Origin of the sequence: Microbacterium sp. Cr-K20, from assembly GCF_000708325.1 — a bacterium.
Lineage (GTDB): Bacteria > Actinomycetota > Actinomycetes > Actinomycetales > Microbacteriaceae > Microbacterium.
The window spans coordinates 45742-67773 of the sequence record NZ_JARE01000052.1; the positions used below are offsets into that span (position 1 = coordinate 45742).

Here is a 22032-nt window from a genome sequence, read left to right on the forward strand (position 1 = left end):
CGATGTCGGGCATCGTTTCGGCGTCGTCCCCACGACAGGCCCTCAAAGGCGCCGCCGGACGGGTGAAGCACCTCGTCACGTCCTCGCCCTCCCGCTTCGCGATCGTCGTGTTCGCGCTCCTGATCCTCGTGTTCACGGTGCTGCTGTCGCTGCCGATCGCCTCCGCGAGCGGCACGGTCACACCGCTGAGCGATGCGCTCTTCACCGCCGTGTCGACGATCTGCGTCACCGGCCTCGCCACCGTCGACATGGCCAACCACTGGTCACCCTTCGGCCACGTCCTGATCTTCCTCGGGGTGAACATCGGCGCCCTCGGCGTCCTCACGCTCGCGTCTCTCATGGGGATGCTGATCTCGAAGCGGCTCGGGCTGCGGGCCAAGCTCTTGGCGGCGGGCGACACCAATCCTCTGCGGGCACACGGCGGCGTGGTGAACGAGAGCCAGACCGTGCGACTCGGCGAGGTCGGGCAGCTGCTGACCACGGTCGCCGTCTCGGCCCTCATCATCGAGGCATCGCTGGCAGCCCTGCTGTACCCGGCGCTGGTGATGGCGAAGGTCGACCCCATCGCCGCGCTCTGGGAGGCGCCCTACTTCGCGGCCATGGCGTTCACGAACACCGGTTTCGCTCCGAACGACGGCGGCGTCGCCGTGTTCGCGGACGACTACCTGGTGCTGTTCCTCCTCATGGTGGGCGTGTTCCTCGGCAGCATCGGCTTCCCCGTGATCTACACCCTCGCGAAGCACGTCTGGCACGTGAAGCGGTGGTCGCTGCACACCAAGCTGACACTCGTCACCACGGTGCTGCTGTTCATCCTGGGCGCCGCGGTCTTCGTCGTCCTCGAGTTCAACAACCCGAAGACGTTCGGGTCGATGGATGCGGCCGACACCACCTTCCAAGCTTTCTTCCTCTCCGCCATGACCAGATCCGGCGGCTTCAACGTGATCGAGATGGACGATCTGAACGGCTCGTCCCTGCTGGCCGCCAGCATGCTGATGTTCGTCGGCGGCGGCTCCGCCTCGACCGCTGGCGGCATCAAGGTCACCACTCTGGCCGTGCTCGCGATCGCCGTCTGGTCCGAGGCCAAGGGCCGCCAGTCGGTCGAGGCCTTCGGCCGCCGCATCCCCAGCGACGTGCAGCGCGTGGCACTCAGCGTCGTCGCGTGGGGCGCGACCATCGTCGCGCTCTCGACCATCACGATCTCCCAGATCACCAAGGACGACATCAGTCACGTGCTGTTCGACGTCATCTCGGCGTTCGGCACCGTCGGCCTGTCCACGGGGCTCACGGCAGAGCTCCCTGATTCGGCCTCGTACGTCATGGCCGCGACCATCTTCATGGGGCGCGTTGGTACAGTGACACTCGCCGCGGCGGTCGCCGCGACATCGCGAACGCAGTACTACTCACTGCCCGTGGAAAGGCCGATCGTTGGTTGAAGTCCTCCGGGGCGACGCTCCCGTCCTCGTCATCGGTCTCGGTCGGTTCGGCGCTGCCTGCGCCGGAGAGCTCGACCGCCTCGACCGCGAGGTGCTCGCGATCGACGACAACCTCGAACTCGTGCAGAAGTGGTCCGACCGCGTCACCCACACGGTGCAGGCCGACGCGAAGAACATCGACGCCCTCCGCCAGGTCGGCGCCCAGGACTTCCAGGTCGCCGTCGTCGCGGTCGGCTCCTCGATCGAGGCGTCCGTGCTGATCACCGCGAACCTCGTCGACCTGAAGGTGCCGCAGATCTGGGCCAAGGCGGTCTCGCAGTCCCACGGCAAGATCCTCGCCCGTGTCGGTGCGAACCATGTCATCTACCCCGAGCGCGAGGCCGGCGAGCGCGTGGCGCACCTCGTGAGCGGGCGGATGCTCGACTTCATCCGCTTCGACGACGACTTCGTCCTCGCCAAGATGTACCCGCCGAAGTTCATCCGCGGCGTCGGCCTGAACGAGTCGGGCGTGCGCTCGAAGTACAAGGTCACGGTCGTCGGTGTGAAGAGTCCCGGCAAGCCGTTCCGCTACGCCGAGGCGAACACCATCGTCACGAACCACGACCTCATCATCGTCTCGGGGACCAACAGCGACATCGAGCGCTTCGCCGGCCTCGACCGCTGACCTCGGAGACGTTCGATCCCTCGACTCCCCCTCGCGGCGGATGCATCGTCGTGCACGGCCGTGGTGGGATGGGACGCATGACCGACAACGCAGCGGCCCCTCCCGTCCTCGCCCTCCGCGGGCTCCGCAAGCAATTCGGGCAGAAGATCGCGGTCGATGACCTCTCCCTCGATGTGCCGGCCGGATCCATGCTCGGGCTCCTCGGCCCCAACGGCGCGGGCAAGACCACGACGCTCGCCATGACCACGGGTCTGCTGCGGCCGGATGCCGGCGCCGCGTGGGTGCTGGGCGCGGACGTATGGCAGAACCCCGCCGACGCGAAGGCCCGGATGGGCGTGCTCCCCGACGGCATCCGCATGCTCGACCGCCTCACCGGTGCCGAGCTGCTGCGCTACACCGGGTTGCTGCGCGGCATGGCCGAAGCCGAGGTGGTCTCGCGCAGTGACGAGCTCCTCGCCGCGCTCGGCCTCACCGATGCTCGGGACCGGCTCGTGGTCGACTACTCGGCGGGCATGCGCAAGAAGATCGGCCTGGCGTGCGCGCTGATCCATGCACCTCGTCTGCTGATCCTCGACGAGCCGCTCGAAGCCGTCGACCCGGTGTCCGGCGAGACGATCCGGCAGATCCTCCGGGCGTTCGTCGACGGCGGCGGCACCGTGGTGCTGTCCAGCCACGTGATGGAGCTCGTCGAGTCGATGTGCGATCGGGTCGCGATCGTCGCCGAGGGACGCCTGCTCGCGAACGGCACTCTCGACGAGGTGCGCGCCGGACTGTCGCTGCAGCAGCGGTTCCTCGCCCTGGTGGGGGCGCATGACCTCGGGACGGAGACGCTCGCATGGTTGCGCTCCTCGTAAGCCTGCGCTGGCGCCAGCTGCGCCACCAGTTGTCGCGCAATCCCTGGATGGTCGTCACCCTGATCATCACCGGACTGATCGCCCTCGGATTCCTCGCCGCACTGACGGCGGGACTCGTGGCGCTGCGGTTCGCCGCCCCTGACGCCGCCGTCACCGCGATCGTGCTGGCGGGCACCGTCATCGTCCTCGGCTGGTGGGTCGGGTCGATCCTGGTCAGTGCCGATGACTCGCTCGCGCCGGAACGGTTCGCGCTGCTCCCCCTGACCGCAAGCTCCCTGCTGCCGGGCTTCGTCGTCGCGGGGGCGACGACGGTGGGCGGGATCGGCACCACCGTCGCACTCCTGCTCATGCTCCTCGGCTGGTCGGTGAGCCTGCCTGCGCTGCTGACCGCCCTGATCATGATCCCCGTCGCCGTGGCCGCCTGCGTGCTGGGCGCGCGCGTGGTGAGCGGTGTGCTGGCCGGCTGGCTCGCCCGACGCAGCGCCCGCGACCTGGTGGTGATCGTCGGCGTGGTGCTTCTCTCCTCGTCCGGTGTCCTGCTCAACGTGGGGATCGGCGCGCTGGTCCGGGTGAACGATGTCGGCGGAGCCTTCACGACCATCGCCGACATCGCCGCCTGGACTCCGATGGGCGCCGTCTTCGGCGTCTCCGGATCCGTGGCTCAGGGCGACTTCCTCACGGCGGCGCTCCGGCTGCTCATCGCTCTCGCCACAGTCTCAGCCCTGTGGTTCGCGGCACAGGGCCTGCTCGCTGCGCGCCTGGTCGCCCCCATCCAGGACGCCGGCGGCGGACGCGTGCGCTCGGCCGGGCTGCTCGACCGGATACTGCCGGCCAGCCCGGTCGGGGCGATCGCCGCCCGCACGCTGCGATACTTCCGGCGCGACCCCCGGCAGATCGTGAACATCGTGATGCTCCTGCTGCTGCCCGCGATCTTCATCGGGCTCTCCCTGATGAACGGGCTGCAGGACGAGTCCATCGGGTTCGGTCCGGCCATCATCCTCATCCCGACGATCAACGCGCTCCTCACCGGCACGATCGTGCAGATGGCGATCGCCTACGACAACGACGCGGTCGCGGCCCACATCCTGAACGGCGTCAGCGGCGCCGCGGATCGGGCAGGGCGACTGCTCGGATTCGGGCTGATCGCGATCCCCGTGACGCTGCTGCTGTGCGCGGCCACCTGCCTGATCGCCGGCCGATGGGACCTGCTCCCCGCAAGCATCGGGTCGGCCTTCGGCCTGACGGCGATCTCGGCAGGCGCCGGGGCCTGGGTGGGCAGCTTCCTTCCTGGCCGCGCGCCCGCACCCGAGGCGAATCCGCTCGGTCGTGGCTCGTCCGGCGGCGTGCAGTCGCTGCTGGCGATGATCATCATCGGGCCGATCACGCTCGTGCTCGGGGCGCCGGCGCTCGGGTTCGCCATCGCCGGCATCTGGAATCCTGCGCTCGGCTGGGTGAGCCTCGGCTGCGGCGTCGTGCTCGGCGCCGCGGCCCTGTGGGGCGGGGCGGTGCTGGGCGGCAGCATCCTGAACCGGCGCTGGCCGGAAGTTCTCGCCGAGGTCTCCAGCGAGAGCTGAGCGGAGGTCGGGCGGTCAGGCGTCGATGTCGAGGACGAGTTCGACCACGTCATCGACGCCCAGGCCCTCGCGGTCCTGGAGCACCTTCTTGATCGGCACGATGTAGCCGCCGTCCTTCGGCCAGAGGGCCGTGGTCACGGTGGTGGAACCGATGGTGACGGATGCGGGGATCATCCCCCACCCGTAGGTGACGATCGACGCGACCTCGTGGATCAGCTCGCTCTCGGCAGGCGGCACGGTGACGAAGTGGAACGGCGCCGGCCCGCGCCAGTACCAGATGACTCCCTCGATCCGCAGCTGCATGGATCAGGCCCCGGCGGCGAGTTCCTTCGCCCGCGCGAGGGCTGCGGCCGCGGCATCCGCGAAGGTGCGGTCGAGCTGCGCGTCCTGCAGAACGGCGACCGCACGCTCGGTGGTTCCCTTGGGGCTCGTGACACGACGACGCAGCTCGGCGGGGTCCTCCCCCGACGCGTCGAGCAGCGCGGTCGCGCCGATGAAGGTCTGCTCCACCATCAGCCGGGCGTCGGCCTCAGCGAAGCCCATGCCGACAGCGGCCTTCGTGAACTCCTCGATCAGCAGGTACACGTAGGCGGGCCCGGAGCCCGAGATCGTGGACAGCGCGTCGATCTGCGACTCCGGAACCTCGACGACCGCGCCGACGGTCTCGAACAGCCGGCGGACGAGGGCGAGATCCTCGGCGGTGGCGGCGGAACCGGCAGCGAGACCCGTGACGCCCTTACGCACGGTCGACGGCGTGTTCGGCATCGAGCGGATGACGCGGGCGTCGGCGCCGAGCACGTCGGCAAAGGTCTGGAGCGTGACGCCGGCGGCGACGCTCACCACTATCGCGTCGTCCGTCAGGTGCGGAGCGATCTCGCGCAGCAGGTCGGGCACCATCGCGGGCTTGACGCCGACCAGCACGATCCGCGCGCTTGCGGCGGCCTCGGCGTTGCCGTCCGGCCGTTCGACGAGCGCGATACTCGTGACCCCGTCGAGGCCGGCGAACGCCTCGGCCTTCGCCGCGGTGCGGTTCGTCGCGGTGATCCCGCCGTCGATCCGGATGCCGGAGGCGACCACACCCCGGAGGATCGCACCGCCCATCGAACCGGCACCGAGAAAAGCGAGAGAAGGAAGCGAGTGAGCCATGTCGTCATCCTACGGCGGGCACTCCCGCAACCTCGGGCGGGCGGTTCTAGACTCGTCCCATGAGTGCATCCGGAGGCAACAAGGCCATCGTCGCGGCGTTCCTGGCGAACCTGGGTATCGCCATCGCGAAGTTCATCGCCTGGGCCCTCTCCGGCTCCGCCTCGATGCTCGCCGAGGCCATCCACTCCGTCGCCGACTCGGGCAACCAGCTGCTCCTGATGCTCGGCGGACGCAAGGCCCAGCGGGAGGCCGACCGCGCACACCCGTTCGGCTACGGCCGGGAACGCTACGTGTACGCGTTCGTCGTCTCGATCATCCTGTTCTCGGTCGGTGGCCTGTTCGCGATCTACGAGGGCATCGACAAGCTCACGAACCCGCACGAGCTGGACAAGACCTGGTGGTGGCTGCCCCTGGTCGTCCTCGCCGTCGCGATCGGGCTGGAGTCGTTCTCCCTGCGCACGGCCGTGCGCGAGAGCAACCTCGTGCGGGAGAAGGGGCAGTCGTGGGTGTCGTTCGTGCGCCGTTCGAAGGCCCCCGAGCTGCCGGTCGTGCTGCTCGAAGACGTGGGCGCTCTGACCGGTCTCACCTTCGCCCTGCTCGGAGTCGGGCTCACACTGCTCACCGGAAACCCCGTGTTCGATGCACTCGGCACCGTGATGATCGGTGTGCTGCTCGTGCTGATCGCCATCGTGCTGGGCATCGAGACCAAGAGCCTGCTGGTCGGTGAGGGCGCGACCCAGGCCGACCACGACCGGATCGTCGATGCCATCAACGCCGGCGACGAGATCGAGAAGATCATCCACATGAAGACCCTCTACCTCGGCCCGGACGAGCTGATGGTCGCCGCGAAGATCGCCCTCAACGCCGACAAGCCGCTGCGCGAGGCCGCCGATGACATCAACGCGATCGAGGCCCGTATCCGCGACGCCGTGCCGGTCGCGCGCATCGTGTACATCGAGCCGGATGTGTACCGCCCGGCGATCGACCCCGAGCCATCGACCGACGTCTTCGTGCTGAAGTCGTCGGACTGATCACGGAGTCCGACATGATGCAGGCGAAGAAACTCGTCGGGCTCCTGGGCGCGGCCGGTCTGGCCGTCCTGCTCTCCGGTTGCTCCCTGAACACGATGCTCTGGGGCGACGACGGAGCTGGGGTGATCGAGACTACCGAGGGCCTGATCGACGCAGCGACGGAAGGCGAAGCCGACTCGTACATGTGCGAGGGTCACGACCCGGAGCTTCGCGAACCGGCGGACTGGGAAGGGCTGTCCGCGGAGGAGCCCGAACGCTTCGTGGCGGACTACTGGCCGGATCAGGTCCCCCTGGAGCCACGCTGGAACATCGGCCTCTCCCTGCCCACGGAGCGGGTGGCCGGGGGCGTGGAATTCCCCGGCTACGTCTTCTACCAGGAGACCGACGACGGGCTGTGCGTCGTCGACGTCACCTGGTGGACCGTCGAATCCGAGGGCTGACGAGCCCGACGCGTGCGCGCTGCGGCTCAGCGCCGCTGCTCGAAGAACGTCCGCAGCAGTGCCGTCGCCGCCTCCGCCTCGATTCCGCCGATCACCTCTGCCCGATAGGGCAGCCGCCGATCACGCAGCACGTCGTACATGGAACCGGCCGCACCCGCCTTGTCATCCCAGGCACCGAAGACCACCCGACCGACGCGTGCCTGCAGGATCGCACCGGCGCACATGATGCACGGCTCGAGGGTCACGACCAGCGTGTGCCCCTCGAGATTCCAGGACCCGACGGATGCCGCCGCGCGCCGCAGCGCCTCGATCTCGGCATGCCCGGTCGGATCGTTCGTCGCCTCGCGGGTGTTGCGCCCCTCGGCGGTGATCCTCCCGGCCGCGTCCAGGAGCACGGCGCCGACGGGGATCTCCGACGCTGCCGCGGCCTCGGCAGCGAGCTCGAGCGCACGCCGCATCGCGAGGTCGTCGGCAGCGGTCATGCGTCGAGCCTACGACAGCCGCCGGCCGCCGCCGGTGCCCTCGATGTCGTTCCCGGAGGCGCGGCGCATTACCCTGTATCCATGCGCGTTCACGTGGCCGACCACCCTCTCATCACTCACAAGCTCTCGGTGCTGCGCGACGTGCGCACCCCTTCGCCGGTGTTCCGGCAGCTCACGGAGGAGCTCGTCACGCTGCTCGCGTACGAGGCGACCCGCAACGTGAAGGTGAGCCCTGTCGAGATCACCACGCCGGTGACGACGACGATGGGCGTCAAGATCTCCGAGCCGCGACCGATCGTGGTGCCGATCCTGCGCGCCGGCCTCGGCATGCTCGAGGGCCTCGTCAAGCTGCTCCCGACCGCCGAGGTCGGGTTCCTCGGCATGGTCCGCGATGAGACGACGTTCGAGCCGACGACCTACGCCGAGCGTCTCCCCGACGACCTCAGCGACCGTCAGTGCTTCGCGATCGACCCGATGCTCGCCACCGGCGGTTCGCTCGCCGCGGCGATCCAGTTCCTGTTCGACCGCGGCGCGAAGGACGTCACCGCGATCTGCCTGCTGGGTACGCCGGAGGGCGTGGCCGCGATCGAAGCCATGGCCGGCGACCGTGATGTGACCCTCGTCCTGGGTGCGCTCGATGAGCGTCTCAACGAGAAGGGGTACATCGTGCCCGGGCTCGGCGACGCCGGCGATCGGCTCTACGGCACGGTCTGACCCGGCCGACTGCACCCCGCGACGCGGTCGTCTCACAGAGCCCGTCGAAGCGGGGCACTCAGTCCGCCGCACCGACCAGACGGGCGAACGCGCTGAGGCGAGCGACTCCCTCCGGGGTGTACGGCAGATCGTCGAGCAGTGCAGGCGAGTGGATCAGGTAGGCGACAACCTGCGCGCGGGAGATCGCCACGTTCAGTCGGTTCTGCAGCAGCAGGAACTCCGGGCCGCGCGGAGCGTCCCGCCCGCTGGAGGCCGCGAGCGAGGTGATCGAGACGACCGCCTCCTTGCCCTGGAAGTTGTCGACCGTGCCGACCGGGACGTCGTGGTATCCCGCCGCCGCGAGCGCATCGAGCACCAGCTGACGCTGCGCGTTGTACGGCGTGACCACGATGATGTCGGCGGGCACGAGCGGCCGGGTGGACCTGGACTCGTCGTTGTCGGTGAAGGATCGACCGACCAGGTCACGGACCAGCCGGACGACCTCGGCCGCCTCCTCTGGCGACTGCGTGGAGTTGCCGCGGTGCCGCAGGGGGATGACGTGCAGACCAGGTTCGATCCCCTGGACCGCCCGCAGCTCGGTACCGGGGGCTGACGCCAACTGTCCCGCGTAGGCGAGCGTGGATACCGGTGCCGCGACGAAGGGATGCATCCGCCAGGAGCGCGCGAGGAAGTAACCGTACTCCGGCCGCACGACCGGGTCGCCATCCATCACCCAGCCGAGCGCGGAGGCGTCGACCGGTTCGGGGTGGGCGCCCTGACTCACCTGCGGAAGCTGCTGCGGATCGCCGAGGAGCAGGAGCCGCTTCGCCCCGGCGGCGACCGCGATGGTCGAGGCGAGCGAGAACTGCCCCGCCTCGTCGATCACGAGCAGGTCGAGCCCGTCGCGGTCGACCCGCTGGGTGTTGCTGAAGTCCCAGGCGGTCCCGCCCACGACGGCACCCTCGGAGGCGTGCTCGGCGAGGAAGGCCGCCATCCCGGGCTTCGGGATGGTCGTATACGAGTGCGCCGCATCCGGATCCTTCGGAGCCTTGGCGACCTGAGCCGGTGCGACCCCATCGGCCACGACCCGCTCGAGCAGCGTCTCGATGATCGCGTGCGACTGCGCCACGACGCCGACCTTGAAGCCGTGCTCGTTCACGAGCCGTGCGATCACCCGGGACCCGGTATAGGTCTTCCCCGTTCCCGGAGGGCCCTGCACGGCGAGATAGCTGCGGTCGAGGTCGAGCACCGCCGACACGATCGCGCCGACGGTGTCGGCGCCGGCAGCGGTGAGAGGTTTCCCCGACACGGTGCGCGGAGGAATCCGGCGCAGGATGTCGGTCGCGGCGTCGTCCGGGAACCCCGGAGCTGCGGCGTGCACCGCATCGGCCCACTCGTCGATCGCTCCCTGGAGGGAGACGACACGCGGTGGTGCGGCCGGGGTGAGGGCGAGCGGCAACTCGTCCCACGTCTGTCCCTGGACCGCCGACTCGGTGATGAGGTAGCCGTCGTCGAGCACCTCCGCCACCGTGACCGTGTGCGGCACATGCACCGCACGCGACGGGACCTCGGTGTCGAACGGCGCCGGAACTCCGTAGAGTGCGAACGGCTGCGACCCGGCGCCGAGCGTCGTGCCGGGCGAAACCTCGCCGCGGATCTCGACATCGCGGGACATCACCCGCCGCCCCTCACCGATGCTCCAGTCGCGACGAACGGTCGAGGACGGACGGTCGACCCGCACCACATCACGCGTGCCGTCCCACATGGTCACCGGTTCGCGCAGCCGCTGGAAATGCGACACCCAGAAGCTCTTCGCCTCGCGCGGGAAATAATCGATCGCGGCGGCCGCGAGTCGATGGACGAGCCCGTCGCCACCCGCCTCGACCGCGCGCTCGGCATCTGCGAGCAGTGCGACCGAGCGCGGGGACGGCTCGTAGATGACCTCGTCGGCTGCGTCGGGCGGAGCCGGTGTGACGCCCTCTTTGCGCGCGATGTCGATCAGCCAGTTGCGCAGACGCCTGGTCGACACGCAGTCGTAGCGGTTGTAGTCGGCGAGGTCCGCGAGAACTGCGTCTGCCCCGGCCTGCTCCCCCGCAGCGGCGAGCTCACGGGCCGCGACGTACTGCACGATCGAGTCGTCGCCCTTCTGCACGTCGCTGGTTCGCACGTCTTCGCCCATGTGCAGCGGCTCGAGCTTCTTGATCGAGTACGAGCGCGAACCGACGCGCACCGTCCGCAGCACGAGCGGGTACAGGTCGACGAACACGCCCTCGCGCAGCAGCCGATCGACCTCCCCCTCGCGCACGCCGTGCCGCGCCGCCATCGCCACCAGGTGAGAGGTCTCATAGGGCGCGTAGTGATAGATGTGCATGCCGGGGTGCGCGGTCCTGCGCGCATTCACGAAGTCGAGGAACGTCTCGAGCGCCCGCTTCTCGTCGGCGAAGGTGTGCGCCCACAGCGCCGAGTACTGGTCGGCGTTGTCGACCCACCCGAAGAGGTAATCGATCCCCCAATGCCCCTCGCCATCGGCGGCAGGCTCCGTGTAGAGCGGGTCGCCCTCGAAGTCGAAGAAGATGTCGCCATGGCTGGGCAGCGGGAGGGTGTGGATCGCCGGCGCGTAGTGCACGTCGTAGGTGGGCCGCCCCTCGGCATCGGCGTGCAGCTGCAGTCGCGCCTGGGCGCGAAGCGTCTCGAACGTGTCGATGTTCATCCCCGGCGGTGGCCCGGATGCCTCCGCGAGGGCATCGATCGTCTCGATGCCGGATGCCCGCAGCCGCGCACGCTGCACAGGGCGCATCCGCGCCACCATCAGGAGATCGCGGTGGGCGAGCACCTGCTCCTCGCAGGTCGCGCACCGCCCGCAGGCCACGACCTGAAGGTCGCCGCGATCGTCTCCCCAGGCGAGCGGCGCACCCGTCGCCCCGTCGGCGATGCGCCGGTCGGCGATGAGCGCCCGCAACCGAGCCCTCCGCACCTGGAAGAGCGGAAGGAGATCGTCGACCCGATGGGTGCTGAGTGTGCCGTCGCCGAGGATCAGGTCGACCTCGTCGGAGCGGGGGATGCCGAGCCGGTCGAGCTGGTCGACATATGCCGCGAGCTGCATGAGGGCCGTGACCCGGGCCTTGCGCGCCAGTTTGGAGTCCTGCACGCGCCATCGGCCGTCATCGTCTTTGCGGAGGAAGTCGGCGAACCCGACGAACTCGTCGGTGGAGAAAGCCGCTTGGAACACCACGAGCGCATCGGAGCGCAGGGCCGCGACCGTCGCTTCGATCGCGGCCGCCATAGCCTCGGCATCGACCGACGAGACCTTCTCGATGCGGTGGACACTCGCATCGCCGAGTTTGTCGATGTACCGGGCGAGCACGTTCTGCTCGTGCACGTCGCCGAGCTCGGCGGCACGCTTCAGAGTCGCGTCTTCGGGCTCTTCGACGGCCGGGACTCGCCCCAGCTTCGCGTCGATCGCCCGACACCACGCGAACTCGCACTCGGCGGCCGCCTTGAGGTCGCTCGCGCTCCAGATGACGCGCTGCGCCTGAGTGTCGATCCGCACGATGCTCCCGTTCTGTCGGATGCTTCGACACTATCCGCGGCATCCGACACCCGCGAAGCGGGAGCCTCGAGTGACAGCGCGGTCAGCGCCACCAGGTGTCGTCGGGGGTCACCGGGAGGTGCCGCTTGTGCTGCGTGGCGAGGTATCGCGCCTCGATGCGGCCGGCGACCTCCGGGTCGACCGGGCGTCCCTCGAGGAAGTCGTCGATCTGCTCGTAGGTGAGACCGAGTTCGTCCTCGTCGGCACGACCGGGCTGCCCGTCGAGCAGGTCGGCGGTCGGCACCTTGAATGCGAGCCGATCCGGCGCATCGAGGTACTGCAGGAGCGAGCGCCCCTGACGCTTGGTGAGGCCCGACAGCGGGAGGATGTCGGCCGCACCGTCGCCGAACTTCGTGTAGAAGCCGGTGACCGCCTCGGCGGCGTGGTCGGTGCCGATCACGAGGAGCCCGTCGTGACCTGCCAGCGCGTACTGCGTGACCATGCGGAGGCGGGCCTTGATGTTGCCGCGGTTGAAGTCGCTGATGTCGCTCGTGACCGCGAACTCGATGTCTTCCTCGACACCGTCGACGCCGTTCTGGATGTTGACCTCCACCGAGGCATCGGGCGCGATGAAGGCGAGTGCGGCCTGGGCGTCATCGGCATCGTGCTGCACGCGGTAGGGCAGACGCACGGCGAGGAACTTCGCCTCGCCGCCCTCGGCGCGCACCCGCTCGACGGCGAGCTGGGCGAGGCGCCCGGCGAGCGTCGAGTCCTGCCCGCCCGAGATGCCGAGCACATAGCCCCTCGCTCCGGTCGTGCGCAGGTAGTCGGCGAGGAAACCGATACGACGCTCGGTCTCGGCTTCAGGGTCGACCTCGGACCTGACACCGAGGTCCTCAGAGATCTGCTGCTGCAACGACATGTGATCCTCCGCTCGTTTCCTCGAATCAGTATCCCGCTTCCGTGTTACGTCGGGGTGACGCCGCGGCGTTCGGATGCTCCTGCCAGTCACGACCTGAGAGAATGGGGCAGTGAAACTCCTCGTCGCCGCGCTCGCATCCGAACTGTCCGCCTTCCCCGAGGAACTCGAGGGTTTCGACCGTCTCGTGACCGGCCCGGGCAAGCTGCAGGCGACGTACGCCCTGACGCGTGCGCTCGACGCCACCGTCTACGACGAGATCGTGGTCGTCGGCACGGCGGGCGCGATCGATCCCGACCTCGAAGCGACCGTCCACGAGGTCGGCACCGCGTTCCAGCACGACGTCACCGACCTCGACGGCGTCGCCGGCCAGCACGTGTCGCTGCCGGCGCGGGTCGCCACCGGACGCGACGGCGTGCTGATCGCGACGGGCGACCACTTCGTCGAGGATGCCGAGGTCACCGCCGTGATCCGTCCTTCCGGAGCGGCACTGGTCGACATGGAGACCTACGCCTACATCTGGGTCGCCGGACAGTTCGGCGTGCCGATCCGCGTGTTCCGTGCCGTGTCCGATCAGGCCGAGGACGGCGCTCTGACCGACTGGCGCGAGGCGGTCGCCCGCTGCAGCGTGCAGCTGCGCGACTTCATCCGCACCGAGTACGGCGTCTGAGGCGGCGGAGGCCGTCGGCGTTCGCGCGGCTCAGCGGGCCTCGATGATGCTCGGACCGTTGGGCAGCGCTCGCACGGTGAGCTGCGCCGGGATCTGTTCCTGCATGGCCTCGACGTGACTAATGACTCCGACGGTCCTGCCGCCCTGGCGCAGCTCGTCGAGCGTGCGCATGGCCACATCGAGCGTGTCGCCGTCGAGCGAGCCGAAGCCCTCGTCGATGAACAGCGTGTCGAGGCGGATGCCGCCGGCCCGGGCCGTGACCACCTCGGCGAGACCGAGTGCGAGCGCGAGTGAGGTGAGGAAGGTCTCGCCGCCCGACAACGACTGCGGCGGCCGCGTCTGCCCGGTGAAGGCATCGGAGACCACGATCCCGAGCCCGGATGCTGCCCCTCGAGCCGCGAGCGCGTCGGAGTGCTGCAGCTGGTAGCGGCCCGTCGACATGTCGTGCAGACGCCGGTTCGCCGCTTCGACGATCTCTTCGAGCTCAGCCGCGAGGACGAACGTCTCCAACGTCATCTTGCGGGTGTTGGCGCCTCGCCCGGCGATCGTGTCCGCGAGATTCTGCAGCACCTCGAACTCGGCGGCATCGGTGGCGGTGCGGGCATGCTCGGCGGTGGCGGAATCGATCAGTCCCCCGAGCCGTTCGGCCGTGCCCGTCGCCCGAGCCGCCTCGTCGACCGCGTCGGTCCAGATCGCTCGGGCAGCCGCCGAGGCCTCTTCGACGGGCGTGAGGTCGATCGGCTCTTCGGGGAGCGTCCGCAACTCCAGGTCGAACAGGATCGCCCGTTCCTTCTCCCGCTGCACGGCATGCTCGGCGATGCGCGCGTCCAGTGCCTCCTGCGTCGCCACGGAGCGGAGGGCGTGTTCAGCGGCGGTCACATCGTCGAACGGCGAGTCGGCGATCGCCCCATCCCGCTCGGCCTCCGCCTCGGCCAGCGCCTGCGTCCTGCGCAGACGTTCTGCCATCGTCTGGGCGACCGCGCGGGCGGCGGAGATCCTGGTGGCCATGTCGTCGAGACGCTCGGCGACCGTGTCGAAGGAGCCGCGCGCCTCGGCGATCAGTGTGTGGGCCTCCGTGCTCCGCTGCTGCAGCAGAGCGTGCTGCTCCCGCGCCCGAGCGAGCGCCGCCATGCCCTCGGTCTTCTCGGCCTCGAGCTGATCGACCCGGTCGACGAGGTCGCTCCGTTGCACGTCGAGCACCGTCAGTTCATCGGCTGCGGCCAGGCTGAGCGCGTGGGCTGCGGCGGCTGCTTCGTACTCCGTCTCGGCCTGGTCGACGCTCCGCCCGTCCGCGCGGGCGGAGACAGCAGCGAGTTCAGCCCGCAGGCTCGAAGACGCCGAGGAGAGTTCACGCTCCCGCTGCGCCGCGACGTCGCGGGCCTTCTCCGCTTCAGCGATGTCGTCGGGCGAGACGGGATCGGCGTGCGTGGCCGGAGCCGGATGCTCGAGTGAGCCGCAGACCGGACACGGATGCTCGGGGCGCAGGCTCGACGCGAGTTCGCCGGACATCCCGTCGATGCGGCGCTGCCGCAGCTGTGCGAGGTTCGTCTGCGCGGCGGCGTGCACAGCAGTGGCGTCGGCGAGTTCGAGCTCGGTCGAGGCCTGCGTCTTCTGCAGCCGCTTCGCCTCGCGAGCCGCCGTGCGTCGAGCGCCTGCCTCTTCCTGGGCCGCTCGGGCATCGCCCACGCGGTCGGCCAGACGACGTTTCTCGTCGCGTTCCGCTGTCAGCGCGGCGATCGCGGCGGGGAGGGCGGCGCGTTCCGCTTCCCCGGCTTCGAGGCGCGCGGTCGCCGCCGCAACGGCCTCCTCGGCGGACTGCAGCTCGGCCTCGAGCGCCGGCGCCTGGCCCTCGAGCTCCCGCGCGCGCTCCCAGGAACCGCTTTCCCTGGTGCGCGCAGCAACCCAGCCGTCGAGGTCGCCATCGATGGTGACCTCGAACGCGTCCCACACCGCCCGTGACCGCTGCTCGTCTTCGGCCGCCACGGTGACCGCCGCCTGCGCTCGGGCTGCGGCAGTGATCGTCGACCGCACCGCCTCGGCGGCACGCGCGGCCGAGAGCTCGGCGCGGGCCTCGTCGATCGACGGCGCATCGGCATCCAGCCGCTCGAGCGCTGTCCGGGCGCGATCACGTTCCCGCTGGGCATGCTTCTCTTCGCGAGCGGTGGCGAGCGCCGCGTCGGCATCGGCCGCACGCTTCTCCGCCTCCACCCGCTCCGAGGCTCGGCGCTCCGCCCGATAGTCGGCACGCGCCCTCGCTCGTCGGAGTGCCTCGAGACGCCCTTCTATCGGCGGGGGGCCGGACACCGCCGCGTCCTCGGTCGGCGCTGTCACGTCGTCGGAGAGCCCGCTCGTGATCACGAGCTGCTCGGCCTCGTCGATACGCGCATTCACCGTCGCGAGCCGAGCGCCGAGTGTCTGTTCCGCCTCCCGGCGCCGCTCGTCGAACCGTGCCTGCACGTCTTCGAACCGCTGTGTGCCGAACAGCCGCCGCAGCAGTGCCTGGCGGTCTCTGCTGCCCGCGAGGAGGAACTCGGAGAATCGGTTCTGCGCGAGCAGGATCACCTGGAGGAACTGCTCGCGGCTGAGCTGGAGGATCTCATCGAGCTCGCCTGCGACATCGACGGCGCGAGCGGCGCGACCCACCCAGCCGGCATCGGTCCACTCGTCGAGGGCGACGGCCGAGGCCTGCTTGGTCATGCCGCCGCCACGTTTGGCAGGACGCAGGTACTCCGGTGAACGGGTCACACGGAAACGGCCCGCCGGAGTGCTGAACTCGACCACCACCTCCGACGGATCGTCGGGCTCGCAGTGATCGCTGCGCAAGCGCTTCTCACCGCCGTCATAACGCGGCACTCCGCCGTAGAGTCCGAAGCACACGGCGTCGAGGATGCTCGATTTACCTGCCCCCGTGCGGCCGGCGATGAGGAAGATGCCGTCGTCGGCGAACGCGTCGAAATCGACGACCTGCCGCGAACGGAAGGGACCGAAGCCCTCGACCTCCAGGCGATGGAGACGCATCTAGACGAGTGCCTCCGCGCGCACGCGCTCATCGAGCACCGCACGGATCAGCTCGTGCTCGACCTCGGTGGGCCCGTGACCTGCCCGCACATGCTCGAGGAACGCCTCGATGCGGTCGGCGTCGGTGACGGCGGAGCGCAGCCGCTGCACGTACGACTTCTCCTCCACCTCTGCGACAGCTGCGGGCTGGTGCTGAACCATCGCGCAGTGGGGATAGCTCTCTCGCAGACGCCGCATCGGCTCGGACTGCGGCACCGCATCCGTGTAGACGGCGCAGACCCAGTCGTCGGCGTGTGCGGCGACGGTGTCGGCTGCGAGGATCTCCTCGAGCGAGCCCGTGAGCGTGACGAGCCGACGCGGAACCGGCAGCTCGAGCCACTCGACCGTGGCGAGGCCATCGGCGTCGAGCTCGACCAGCCAGGATCCGCGCGGCTTGTCCTGTTCGCCGAAGCTGTAGTGCAGCGGAGCACCCGCGTACCGGACGCGCTCGCTGATCTGCTGTCGCCCGTGGATGTGGCCGAGCGCGACGTAGTCGGGACCGTCGAAGACGCTCAGCGGCACGACGTCGAGTCCACCCTGACGCACCTCGCGTTCGAGCCCGACGGTCGCGTCGACGCCGGCCGCGAAGCAGTGCGCGATCGCTACCGAGCGCCCCTCGTGCTCGCGCATGCCCGCGCGGACCAGATCCATCGCATGGGCCATGGTCTGCGCCTGCGTGCGCAACTGCCGCCCCGAGCTGTCACCCTCGGGCCAGTACTGACGGACGATCGCCGGTTCGAGATAGGGGATTCCGAAGAAGTGGACGGGCCCCTCGGGGTCGGCGATGGTGACCGGCGCGCCGACCGCGAGCGGATCTGTCAGCACGTGGATGCCCTCGCGGAGCAGCCGGGCCTGGAAACCGAGTCGCGCGGCCGAGTCGTGGTTGCCGCTCGTGACGATGACGCGGGCGCCCGTCTCGTGCAGTGACACCAGCGCATCGCCGAGCAGCGTGTACGCGGCGCCCGACGGCGTCGCGGAGTCGAAGACGTCGCCCGCGACGACGACGACGTCGACCGCGTTCTCGCGAACCTGCTGCGTGAGCGCGCCGAGCACCTCGGCCAGCGCGTCCATGGTCGAGTTGCCATGGAACGTCCGGCCGATGTGCCAGTCGGAGGTGTGCAGGATTCGCATACTCACACGGTACGAACACCCTCGGACATTACGTCCGAGGCGTGCCGCGGCATCCGTTCCCGGGGCGGGAATCAGGCGATCTACGCCGGGACGGATGCCGCGACCACGGCTCAGTGCGCGGCGAGGGCCCGCTCGCCCTGCGTGGGCATCAGCTCCTCCTTGGTGCCGCGCACCAGCAACATCGCGATCACGGAGGCGGCGACCATGAAGATCGCGGCGGCGATGAACGTCCAGCCGTATGCGTCGGTCAACTGCGACGGCGTGACGTCGGCCTGAGCGTGACCGCCCACGGAAGCCGCGTACACGGCGGTGAACACCGACAGCCCGATCGATCCGCCGATCTGCATCGCCGAGTTCGCCATGGCGGACGCGACGCCGGCATCGTGCGGGGCCACCCCCGACAGCGCCAGGTTCTGCAGCGGGATGAAGATGAAAGCCATGCCGACACCGAGCACCACCAGCGCAGGGGCGACCTGCAGGAGGTACGCACCGTCCGGCGTGATCCCCGAGAGGTAGACCATCCCCGCCGCGGCGAGCAGCGGTCCGACGATGAGCATCGGCCGCGGTCCGATCACCGGCAGCAGCCGGGTCGCGATCGGTGCGATGATCATCGTCGCGATCGGCAGGGGCAGCGTGGCGAGTCCTGCCGGGAACGCCCCCATTCCGAGCACGAATTGCAGGTGGAACGTGAGGTACATCGTGGCGCCGATCATGATGGCGCCGGCGACACCCTGGATGAGGAACGCGCCGCCCCGGACGCGGTCGGCCACGATCCGCAACGGCAGCAGCGGCTGCGCGACCCGGCTCTCGATCCAGAGGAAGACCGCGAGCAGGACGACACCGAGCACCAGGAACGTGATCGTCAGCGGATCGCCCCAGCCGTGCTCGGCGAGGCTGAACCCGTAGACGAGGGCCCCGAGCCCGAGGGTCACCGTGATGGTCCCCCAGACGTCGTACCGGTTCTCACCCTCGGCCTTGCTCTCGGTGAGGAAGAGGGCGCCGCCGATGAGCCCGACCACGACGAAGAAGATATTCACGAAGAGGCACCAGCGCCAGTCGGCGAATTCGGTCAGCAGCCCGCCGAGCAGGAGGCCGACCGCTGCCCCCGTTCCCGCGACGGTGCCGAACACGGCGAAGGCGGTGTTGCGCTCACGGCCGGAGGGGAACATCACCGTCAGCAGGGCCAGTGCCGCCGGAGCGAGCAGCGCAGCGAAGACGCCCTGGAGCCCGCGGGCGAGGATGAGCTCCCACCCCTGCTGCGCGAACCCGCCGTACAGCGATGCCGCGCCGAATCCGATCATGCCGATCATGAAGATGCGTTTGCGGCCGATGTAGTCGGCGAGGCGTCCGCCGAAGAGGAGGAGCGCACCGAACGCGAGGGCGTAAGCCGTGACGACCCACTGCCGCTGTCCGTCGGTGAGACCGAGAGCGGCCTGTGCACGCGGCAGCGCGATGCTCACGATGGTGCCGTCGAGCACCACGACGAGCTGGGTGAGGGAGATGACGATGAGTGCCCACCACCGGGAATGTGGACGGGCGCGCAGGGATGAAGACATGGAAAAACCTCCGGTGTCTGATGAGGATGCCGGAGGTTTCGAGCCTCGGATCAGCGCGCCTCTCGGCGCCTGACCACCTCAGCCAACGGGGCTGAGCAGAACTCCATTCTATCGCATGATGTTCGAGGGGGAAGCGGAAGGTCCCCTGACCCACCCTCGTCGCGACGATCGGCACGCGGTGATGCGAGATGCGCTGTGCACCTTCACCTGTGCGGCGTGCGGGGCTGCGCGATGCGATATCAGGGCTGCCCTCCGCCCGACAGGTGCCGGCTCGCCCCGCCGACTGAGGGTTGTGCCCGCTTCGTCGTGACTACCGACTTCCGCTCTCCTCCTCGAGGTCGTTCGACCAGTTCGCCTGCTGGATCCGGTTATCGAGCTCCCGCAGCTCCTGCGCGACGGCGTCGGCCCTCGATCGCAGCTGCGCGACCGGCAGCGCCGAGACCTGCCGCAGCTCCGACCGCATCTGGCGCAGGTACTGGTCGTTGGATCCGGATGCCGCGGCTGCCGCATCCGTCAGCACGGAATGGCGCAGACGCAGCACGTCGCGGGCGGCGAGCGCATCCGTCATAGTGCCGTCCGCGCCCAACTCGAGTCGCGCGTTGGTCGCATTGATTCGACGGATCAGGTCACGCAGCTGGGTCAGGGCGGCGTCGGCTTCGACGATGAGCGCCGCGGCGTCCTCAGCCGGCTCCTCGCCCTCCTGGAAGCGGGCGTTCGCGACGATGCGGGCACGCAGCTGCTCGATGCGGCGCTGCAGATCGGCTCGTGCGGTGAGGGCCTCAGCGAGTTTCATGGGCTCATCCTCGCAGCAGGCGGCCGTAACACGGCGTCATACAGCAGGCGAGTCAGCGCGAACGCAGCAGCGGGGCGTGCTCGGGGTTCGCTGCGAACCAGTCCGCGACGTACCAGCAGACGGCGTCGACCTTGCGGTCTCCGCGCTCCTCGATGTCGGCGACGGCCCCCTCGACCACCTTTCCGGCATAGCCGTTGCCGCGGAAAGTCGGGACCGTGAAGGCTCGCGTCAGAGCGATCGTGTGTCCGTCGTCGCGGTAGTCGAGAACGCTCACGAGCTTTCCGTCGCGCATGAGCGTATAGCGCGACGCGTCCTTCTCGTCGGTCAGGATGAAGCCGCCGACAGTGTGCGAGATCGTCATCCGAGCAACGTTACGCCCGCTCACGGTCGCCCGGACGTTTTGACATGAGCGGTCATGATCGGACATAATCCCCCCATGACCACCAACGCAAGCCCTTTGTCCGCCCAGGAGGCGAACAGGACTGCCGGGATGATGATGCCCGGTCGCGTTGGCATGTGTTGCCGAATGTGTCGCTGAACGAACAGCCACCCCGCCTGACCTGACGCCTCGCCATCTGCGAGGTCAGAGTCACCGAGCATCCACCCTTTGCTCGCTTCCCGGCTCCGCCGGTCATTCATGCAACGCATCAGAGCCCCGCTCGATCCGGGCTCACGTCCTGAGGACTCATCATCATGTCGAACACCGCACTTCTCGAGCGTCCCGCCACCACCGCCGCGATCCGCACGCAGCCGGACGCCGCTGCTCCCCTGGCCGCCGCCGGAGCCGATCTGCCCGCCGTCCGCTCGCCCCGCGGCTTCGCCCTCTACGTCGGACTCGACGAGATCAAGGCAGCCGAAGCCGGGGTCAGCCTCCCCCTCCTCGTCGACGCACTGCGCCGCACGCTCGCCGAGCTCGCACCGGGAGCCGAGACCCACGCCACGGTCGCCCTCGCACCGCACGGCTCCGGGGGCCGCGACCTCGACGTCGTCCGCCTCGCCCTGCAGGAGCCGGGTGCCATCGCCCGCACCAAGGCCGCCGCCGAAGAGGACACCGTGGAAGAGGAGACCGGCGTGACCGTCGACATCTCCCGCAAGCGCGTGCTCATCGACGGAGAGTCCGCGGCCTTCACCTACAAGGAGTTCGAGCTGCTGCAGTACCTGGTGCTCCGTGAGGGACGCACGATCGAGCGCAGCGAGCTGGTCTCCGCGCTCTGGCAGGCACAGGACGACGAGACGCCCGGTGAGCGCACGATCGACGTGCACGTCCGCCGCCTTCGCGCCAAGCTCGGCCGCTACGAGGACATCGTCCGGACCGTGCGCGGCATCGGCTACCGGTTCGACCGCCACGCCGACGTCGTCATCCGCTACGGCCACGGCACCCCCTCGCCCGACCGCTTCTGAGTCACCCCGGGTCGGTGTCAGGACCGGCGCGTAGGGTGGGCGCATGACCCTGATCGAGCACCCTGCAGCGGCCGACGCCGCGTCCGCGGATGCTCGATGGGAGACCGTCTACCGGCCGCCGCATCCGCTCGATCTTCGCCGCACCGTCGGCATGCTCCGCCGCGGCGGCAATGATCCGACGATGATCGTCGACGGCGGCCTCATCTGGCGTGCCGTGCGCACTCCGCTCGGCCCCGCGACACTCGCCCTGCGCATGTCGGGCGACGAGGTCAAGGTCTCGGCCTGGGGACCCGGCGCCGAGCATGCACTCTCACTCGTCCCTGCACTGTGCGGCGCACACGACGAGCCCGGTGACTTCGATGCCGCACGGCATCCGCTCATCGCCGAGTCGGCTCGCCGCCATCCTGGCCTCCGGCTCACGCGCACCGACGCGGTGTTCGAGGCTCTCGCGTGCGCGATCATCGAGCAGAAGGTCACCGGCATGCAGGCCTTCGGCGCCTGGCGCTGGCTCGTCTCCCGCTTCGGCGAGCGTGCGCCCGGCCCCACGCCGCGACCCATGTTCACCGCGCCGACAGCTGCGCAGTGGTTCCGCATCCCCTCGTGGGCCTGGCACCGCGCGGGAGTGGAGCCACCGCAGTCCCGCACGATCGTGCGCGCGG

20 protein-coding genes are annotated in these 22032 nt (G+C 69.5%); 10 read left to right on the forward strand and 10 right to left on the reverse strand.

What is annotated here, in order from left to right; translation table 11 throughout:
- The first annotated feature begins 2 nt into the window (after positions 1 to 2).
- From GZ67_RS0112810 to GZ67_RS0112825, 4 genes are all read left to right on the forward strand, one after another.
- Entirely contained in the window at positions 3 to 1433 is a 1431-nt protein-coding gene (locus GZ67_RS0112810) for a TrkH family potassium uptake protein (protein WP_029263851.1), read from the forward strand.
- On the forward strand, positions 1426 to 2097 hold the full coding sequence (locus GZ67_RS0112815; RefSeq protein ID WP_029263850.1) for a potassium channel family protein: 672 nt from the start codon (positions 1426 to 1428) through the stop codon (positions 2095 to 2097). The genes GZ67_RS0112810 and GZ67_RS0112815 overlap by 8 nt, the downstream gene beginning before the upstream one ends.
- A 77-nt stretch (positions 2098 to 2174) precedes the next feature.
- Positions 2175 to 2951, forward strand: a complete 777-nt coding sequence (locus tag GZ67_RS0112820; protein ID WP_029263849.1) for an ABC transporter ATP-binding protein — start codon at positions 2175 to 2177, stop codon at positions 2949 to 2951.
- Complete coding sequence (locus GZ67_RS0112825; RefSeq protein WP_029263848.1) at positions 2933 to 4525, forward strand: hypothetical protein; 1593 nt, start codon at positions 2933 to 2935, stop codon at positions 4523 to 4525. Before GZ67_RS0112820 ends, GZ67_RS0112825 begins: the two co-directional genes overlap by 19 nt.
- Positions 4526 to 4540: 15 nt before the next feature.
- Here GZ67_RS0112825 and GZ67_RS0112830 read toward each other — a convergent pair whose 3' ends face one another.
- The gene (locus tag GZ67_RS0112830) at positions 4541 to 4828 is read right to left on the reverse strand and encodes a DUF1905 domain-containing protein (protein ID WP_029263847.1); all 288 of its coding nucleotides are present in this window, start codon (positions 4826 to 4828) and stop codon (positions 4541 to 4543) included.
- 3 nt (positions 4829 to 4831) lie between these two features.
- Positions 4832 to 5671: a pyrroline-5-carboxylate reductase gene (gene proC / locus GZ67_RS0112835; protein ID WP_029263846.1), complete on the reverse strand. Its 840-nt coding sequence runs from the start codon at positions 5669 to 5671 to the stop codon at positions 4832 to 4834.
- Positions 5672 to 5730: 59 nt separating this feature from the next.
- Here proC and GZ67_RS0112840 point away from each other — a divergent pair, with 59 nt between their 5' ends.
- Both GZ67_RS0112840 and GZ67_RS0112845 read left to right on the forward strand, forming a co-directional pair.
- Positions 5731 to 6702, forward strand: a complete 972-nt coding sequence (locus GZ67_RS0112840; RefSeq protein ID WP_029263845.1) for a cation diffusion facilitator family transporter — start codon at positions 5731 to 5733, stop codon at positions 6700 to 6702.
- 14 nt (positions 6703 to 6716) lie between these two features.
- On the forward strand, positions 6717 to 7142 hold the full coding sequence (locus tag GZ67_RS0112845; protein ID WP_029263844.1) for a hypothetical protein: 426 nt from the start codon (positions 6717 to 6719) through the stop codon (positions 7140 to 7142).
- A 26-nt stretch (positions 7143 to 7168) separates the two neighbouring features.
- Here GZ67_RS0112845 and tadA read toward each other — a convergent pair whose 3' ends face one another.
- Complete coding sequence (gene tadA / locus GZ67_RS0112850) at positions 7169 to 7624, reverse strand: tRNA adenosine(34) deaminase TadA (protein ID WP_029263843.1); 456 nt, start codon at positions 7622 to 7624, stop codon at positions 7169 to 7171.
- Positions 7625 to 7705: 81 nt separating this feature from the next.
- Between tadA and upp the strand changes: the two genes are divergently transcribed.
- A complete protein-coding gene (gene upp, locus GZ67_RS0112855) occupies positions 7706 to 8338 on the forward strand; it encodes a uracil phosphoribosyltransferase (protein ID WP_029263842.1) in 633 nt (210 codons plus the stop codon).
- Between the two features lie 58 nt (positions 8339 to 8396).
- Here the strand turns inward: upp and GZ67_RS0112860 are convergent, their stop codons facing one another.
- Both GZ67_RS0112860 and nadE read right to left on the reverse strand, forming a co-directional pair.
- Positions 8397 to 11867, reverse strand: a complete 3471-nt coding sequence (locus tag GZ67_RS0112860) for a TM0106 family RecB-like putative nuclease (protein ID WP_029263841.1) — start codon at positions 11865 to 11867, stop codon at positions 8397 to 8399.
- 82 nt (positions 11868 to 11949) lie between these two features.
- A complete protein-coding gene (nadE, locus tag GZ67_RS0112865; RefSeq protein WP_029263840.1) occupies positions 11950 to 12768 on the reverse strand; it encodes an ammonia-dependent NAD(+) synthetase in 819 nt (272 codons plus the stop codon).
- Between the two features lie 109 nt (positions 12769 to 12877).
- Here nadE and GZ67_RS0112870 point away from each other — a divergent pair, with 109 nt between their 5' ends.
- Positions 12878 to 13435 carry a phosphorylase family protein gene (locus GZ67_RS0112870; RefSeq protein WP_029263839.1) on the forward strand — a complete coding sequence of 186 codons (558 nt, stop codon included), beginning with the start codon at positions 12878 to 12880 and terminating at the stop codon, positions 13433 to 13435.
- A 30-nt stretch (positions 13436 to 13465) separates the two neighbouring features.
- On the opposite strand, the gene GZ67_RS0112875 is transcribed toward GZ67_RS0112870, so the two are convergent.
- The 5 genes from GZ67_RS0112875 to GZ67_RS0112895 all read right to left on the reverse strand — a co-directional run bounded on the left by GZ67_RS0112875 (position 13466) and on the right by GZ67_RS0112895 (position 20333).
- Entirely contained in the window at positions 13466 to 16453 is a 2988-nt protein-coding gene (locus tag GZ67_RS0112875; protein ID WP_029263838.1) for an AAA family ATPase, read from the reverse strand.
- Complete coding sequence (locus GZ67_RS0112880) at positions 16454 to 17623, reverse strand: exonuclease SbcCD subunit D (RefSeq protein ID WP_029263837.1); 1170 nt, start codon at positions 17621 to 17623, stop codon at positions 16454 to 16456.
- A gap of 110 nt (positions 17624 to 17733) precedes the next feature.
- Positions 17734 to 19179 (reverse strand): MFS transporter, encoded by a 1446-nt coding sequence (locus tag GZ67_RS0112885; protein ID WP_029263836.1) that lies wholly within the window; start codon positions 19177 to 19179, stop codon positions 17734 to 17736.
- 310 nt (positions 19180 to 19489) lie between these two features.
- The gene (locus GZ67_RS0112890; protein ID WP_029263835.1) at positions 19490 to 19972 is read right to left on the reverse strand and encodes a DIP1984 family protein; all 483 of its coding nucleotides are present in this window, start codon (positions 19970 to 19972) and stop codon (positions 19490 to 19492) included.
- 52 nt (positions 19973 to 20024) lie between these two features.
- The gene (locus GZ67_RS0112895; protein WP_029263834.1) at positions 20025 to 20333 is read right to left on the reverse strand and encodes a GNAT family N-acetyltransferase; all 309 of its coding nucleotides are present in this window, start codon (positions 20331 to 20333) and stop codon (positions 20025 to 20027) included.
- Positions 20334 to 20665: 332 nt separating this feature from the next.
- Between GZ67_RS0112895 and GZ67_RS0112900 the strand changes: the two genes are divergently transcribed.
- Both GZ67_RS0112900 and GZ67_RS0112905 read left to right on the forward strand, forming a co-directional pair.
- Positions 20666 to 21373 carry a winged helix-turn-helix domain-containing protein gene (locus GZ67_RS0112900; RefSeq protein ID WP_029263833.1) on the forward strand — a complete coding sequence of 236 codons (708 nt, stop codon included), beginning with the start codon at positions 20666 to 20668 and terminating at the stop codon, positions 21371 to 21373.
- A gap of 43 nt (positions 21374 to 21416) precedes the next feature.
- Positions 21417 to 22032 (forward strand): hypothetical protein (locus GZ67_RS0112905; RefSeq protein ID WP_036330342.1); only part of this gene is annotated, 616 nt, incomplete at its 3' end.